This is a genomic window from Cellulomonas septica (genome assembly GCF_012396155.1).
GTDB lineage: Bacteria > Actinomycetota > Actinomycetes > Actinomycetales > Cellulomonadaceae > Cellulomonas > Cellulomonas septica.
Genome location: NZ_JAAXOY010000249.1, coordinates 1 through 4,714, shown reverse-complemented (window position 1 = coordinate 4,714; position 4,714 = coordinate 1). Strand labels below are relative to the sequence as shown.

4 protein-coding genes are annotated in these 4,714 nt (G+C 71.6%); all 4 read left to right on the top strand.

Features of this window, described 5'->3' with window-relative positions; translation table 11 throughout:
• Positions 1-358 precede the first annotated feature (358 nt).
• On the top strand, positions 359-1,303 hold the full coding sequence (locus HGA02_RS10760) for an LLM class F420-dependent oxidoreductase (protein WP_168679006.1): 945 nt from the start codon (positions 359-361) through the stop codon (positions 1,301-1,303).
• Between the two features lie 415 nt (positions 1,304-1,718).
• A complete protein-coding gene (locus tag HGA02_RS10755; RefSeq protein WP_168679005.1) occupies positions 1,719-3,431 on the top strand; it encodes a glycosyltransferase in 1,713 nt (570 codons plus the stop codon).
• Positions 3,428-4,156, top strand: coding sequence for an efflux RND transporter periplasmic adaptor subunit (locus HGA02_RS10750; protein WP_168679004.1), 729 nt, complete (start codon positions 3,428-3,430; stop codon positions 4,154-4,156). Before HGA02_RS10755 ends, HGA02_RS10750 begins: the two co-directional genes overlap by 4 nt.
• On the top strand, positions 4,153-4,714 hold a 562-nt coding region (locus HGA02_RS10745; protein WP_246247663.1), incomplete at its 3' end, for a copper resistance D family protein. The genes HGA02_RS10750 and HGA02_RS10745, both read left to right, overlap by 4 nt.

Here is a 4,714-nt window from a genome sequence, read left to right as displayed (position 1 = left end):
GGCGGGTCGTCGACGGCGATCCGGCGGACGTCGGCGTACGTCTCGGCCACGCGGCGTCGCCAGTCGGCGACCGCGAGCGCGTCGGCGGCCCGGGCGGACGAGGTCAGCGGTCGGTGCGGCACCCCTCCACCCTCGCACGCGCCCGGCGACCCCGCGCCCGCGCAGGACCCCTCTGACCGGCCCTCTCACCCACCTCGCCCCTCACCACCACGTCCTCACACCCGCCCCTGCCGTCGCCCCTCACGCCCCACCCCGCCTCGCCGCGGATGCGGCGGGGGCAGGTGCGACAGGACCCCGTGTCCCGCCACCACCGGCGGCGACGGCGTGCGGTGGTCGCGGCGCGTGTGAGGGTGGGGGCATGGATCTGCGCATCTTCACCGAGCCCCAGCAGGGGGCCACGTACGACGACCTGCTCGCGGTGGCGAAGGCCACCGAGGACCTGGGCTTCGACGCCTTCTTCCGGTCCGACCACTACCTCACGATGGGCGGCGACGGCCTGCCGGGGCCGACGGACGCGTGGACGACGCTCGCGGGGCTCGCGCGCGAGACGAGCCGGATCCGGCTGGGCACGCTGGTGTCGTCAGCGACGTTCCGCCACCCGGGGATCCTCGCGATCCAGGTGGCGCAGGTGGATCAGATGTCGGGCGGCCGCGTCGAGCTGGGGCTGGGCACGGGGTGGTTCGCGCAGGAGCACGCGGCGTACGGGATCCCGTTCCCGGAGAAGCGGTTCGGGATCCTCGAGGAGCAGCTCGCGGTCGTGACGGGCCTGTGGGGCACGCCGGTGGGGGAGACGTTCGACCACGCGGGCGCGCACTACACGCTGACCGACTCGCCGGCGCTGCCGAAGCCGGTGCAGCAGTCGCCGCTCGACGGGTCCAAGGCCGGTGTCCCGGTCATCGTCGGCGGCAGCGGCCCGCGTCGGACGCCCGCGCTCGCAGCCCGCTACGCGGCGGAGTTCAACCTCGCGTTCCCGGCGTTCGACGAGGTCGAGTCGAAGCTCGCGAACGTCGACCGCGCGCTCGAGCAGGCCGGCCGGGCGAAGGAGAGCCTGGTCCGCTCGGCGGCGCTCGTGCTGTGCGTCGGCACGGACGAGGCGGAGATCGCGCGGCGTGCGGCGGCGATCGGGCGCGAGGTCGACGAGCTGCGCGAGCACGGCATCGCAGGCACGGTCGACGAGGCCGTGGACCGCCTGGGCAGCCTCCGCGAGCAGGGACTGTCGCGGGTGTACCTGCAGGTCCTGGACCTGCACGACCTCGACCACCTGGACCTCGTGGCGCGGGAGGTCGTGCCCCGCCTCGGCTGACGGCCGTCCGGGGGTCACCCACCCACCCGGACGTGCGAGAACGTTGCCCCAGGGAACGTCCTACGTCTCGCTCGCTGAGACGTAGGACGTTTCTGCGTGGACGCGCGGCCCGCCACGAGCGACGCCGTCGGCACCCCCGCCCACCTGCCCGTTCGCCCGTGGGCGTTCATCTCCGGTTCGTCCGGAAAGCGCCGAACTGTGACCTGGTGCACACCGGACCGGCGTGGACACACCTGACATACCTCCGTACGTTCGTCGACATCACGGGGCGGCGACGCCCGCCGGGAACCTGACCGACGCAACCGGGTTCCCGCGGCGCTCCCGCATCTCGTGGGCCCGGCGCCAGCGTCGCCGTCGCAACGGAGGGTTCTGTCACGAGCCCTCCGCTCGACCGGACGACCACATGGGGGCGAACGTGGCCACAACCTTCGACAGGCTCGTGATCGAGCCGCGCAGGACCGAAGCCGAACGGATCCGACCGACCCGCACACCCGAGAACGACGAGGCCCAGAGCCCGTCGCTGCTGCTGCTCGTGCTGCTCGCGGCGACCGGCGTCATCGTCTACGCGATCTTCCTGCTCAACCCGGCCAACCGGGGCGACTGGCTGCCGTACGTGATGGTGATGCTCGCCGAGACGGTGCTCGTGGTCCACGCGCTGCTGGCGATGTGGACCGTGCTGTCCAGCGGGCACAACCCGCGGAACTTCGCGTTCCACCTCGCGCAGGACAGGCTCTACGACATCGCGGAGATCGTCCGCGACAAGGCCGAGAAGCGTCCGCAGGACTGGCGGATGTACCTCCAGGAGTGGCCGATCAGCGTCGACGTCTTCATCACGACGTACGGCGAGGACCTGGACACCATCCGGCGCACCGTCACCGCGGCAGTCGCCATGCAGGGCCGGCACGACACCTACGTGCTCGACGACGGCCGCAGCGACGAGGTCCGCGACCTGGCCGCCGAGCTCGGCGCCCGCTACGTGCGGCGCCTGTCGAGCAACGGGGCGAAGGCGGGGAACATCAACCACGCGCTGTCGCTGACGCGCGGCGACTTCTTCGTCGTGTTCGACGCGGACTTCATCCCGAAGCCCGAGTTCCTGCACGAGACCGTGCCGTTCTTCGCGGCCGACGACGTCGCGTTCGTCCAGACGCCGCAGACGTACGGCAACCTGCACACGATCATCAGCCGCGGCGCGGGCTACATGCAGGCGGTGTTCTACCGCTTCGTGCAGCCGGGCCGGAACCGGTTCAACGCCGCGTTCTGCGTCGGCACCAACGTGATCTTCCGGCGGGCCGCGATCGACTCCGTCGGCGGCATCTACTCCGACTCGAAGTCGGAGGACGTCTGGACGTCGCTCATGCTCCACGAGAAGGGCTGGCGGACCATCTACATCCCGACGACGCTCGCCGTCGGTGACACGCCCGAGACCGTCGAGGCGTACACGAAGCAGCAGCTGCGCTGGGCGACCGGCGGCTTCGAGATCATGCTCACCCACAACCCGCTGTCCCGGAAGCGTCGCCTGACGATGGACCAGCGGCTCATGTACACGGTGACCGCTACGCACTACCTCACGGGGATCGCGCCGCTGCTCCTGCTGCTCGTGCCGCCGCTGCAGATCTTCTTCGACCTCACCCCGATGAACCTGTCGATCACGCCCGGCCAGTGGGCGCTCTACTACGCCGGGTTCTACGTCATGCAGATCGTGCTGGCGTTCTACACGCTCGGCTCCTTCCGGTGGGAGGTGCTGCTGCTCGCGTCCGTGTCGTTCCCGATCTACACGCGGGCCCTGATCAACGCGGTGTTCCGCAAGGACCAGAAGTGGCACGTCACCGGCCAGAAGGGCGCGTACCGCTCGCCGTTCGCGTTCATGCAGCCGCAGGTCATGTTCTTCGTGTTCCTGCTGCTCACCACCGTCGTCGGCGTCTGGAAGGACCTCGGCAACGGCTACCTGAGCCTCGCGCTCGCCTGGAACGCGACGAACACGCTGATCCTCGGCGGCTTCGTCGTCACCGCCTGGAAGGAGGGGCACGCCGGCCGTCTCGCGGCCCGCGCCGCCCGTGCCGACCAGGAGTCCACCCGTCGCAAGGACGCGGCCGACCCGCAGCTCGCACTCACCGGAGGTGCCGCATGACCTGGGCCAGCCGCATCAGACTCGTCGTCGGCGTGATCGTCGTCGCCGTGATCGCCGCACTCGCCACCTACCAGCTCAACGAGACGCGAGGCGTCGCGCAGAGCGACTCCGCGCAGATCCTCGCCCGCACCTACAGCGTCGGGACCCCGTACTCGGGGCTCGTCGTGGACCAGAAGGTCGACGTGGGCGACACCGTGAAGACGGGCGACCCGCTGTTCGTCATCGACTCCGCGACCCTGCAGTACGACATCCGCAACGGCTTCGCCCGCCAGGCGACCGAGGCGACCCAGATCGACCCCGACGGCAAGCTCGTCATCCTCGCGACCGGCGACGGCACCGTCACCAAGGTCGGCTCCGAGCGCGGCACGTTCGTGCAGTCGGCGGCCGAGCTCGCCACGGTCCAGCGCGCGGGCACCCTGTACGTGCAGGCCGAGTACACGCTGTCCGCCAAGGAGTACGCACGCGTGCCCGACGGCGCCGCCGTGACGATCGTCCTGCCCGACCAGCGCGAGATCGACGCGACCGTCGAGCGGAACGCGGTCGAGACCGTCGGGGGGCAGGCGCAGGCCGTCTTCACGATCACCGGCGACGACCTCGTCGAGGGGCGCGACGGGCTGGTGTCGGCCGGCACCCCCGTCACCGCGGAGCTCCACCTCACGAACGACGGGGTGGTGACCCGCACCGCCGACTCCGTCAAGACCTACCTGAAGGGCCTCTTCGGATGACGGCACGCACCACGGACCACCCGCCCCTCTCCCCGCCCGCACCGGCGCCTCGTCGCCGCCGCTGGCTGATCGCCGGGATCGCCGCCCTCGCGGTGGTGACCCTCGCCGCCGTCGTCGTGCTCGTCGCGCTCTACCAGCAGGCGCAGACCGGGCACGCCGCGGGGGCGTCCGGGCACGACCTCGCGACGTCGTCGATGGTCGTGCACCTCGTCGGCGCGGCCGTCTGGATCGGGGCGCTCGCCGCGCTCGCCGTCGTCGTCCGGTGGGTCGGCACCGACCTGTCCGCGTCGGTCGCGCGGTACTCGGTGATCGCCGGCTGGTGCTTCGTCGCCGTCGCCGTGTCCGGGCTCGTCAACGGCCTGCTGCGGACCGACGGCTGGTCCGACCTCACGACGACCTACGGCGTGCTGCTGCTCGCGAAGGTCGCGCTGTTCGGGGTCCTCGGGCTCCTCGGTCTCGCCCACCGGCGGGCCGTCATCCCGCGCCTGACGGGCGGAGCGGCGGCCGCGCCGCGCGTCGACGCGCTCGCGGACGGTCCGGCGACGACGGGCTCGTCCG

Coding starts and splice junctions, on each gene's coding strand:
- HGA02_RS10760 (WP_168679006.1), top strand. CDS start 359: ATGGATCTGCGCATCTTCACCGAGCCCCAGCAGGGGGCCACGTACGAC.
- HGA02_RS10750 (WP_168679004.1), top strand. CDS start 3,428: ATGACCTGGGCCAGCCGCATCAGACTCGTCGTCGGCGTGATCGTCGTC.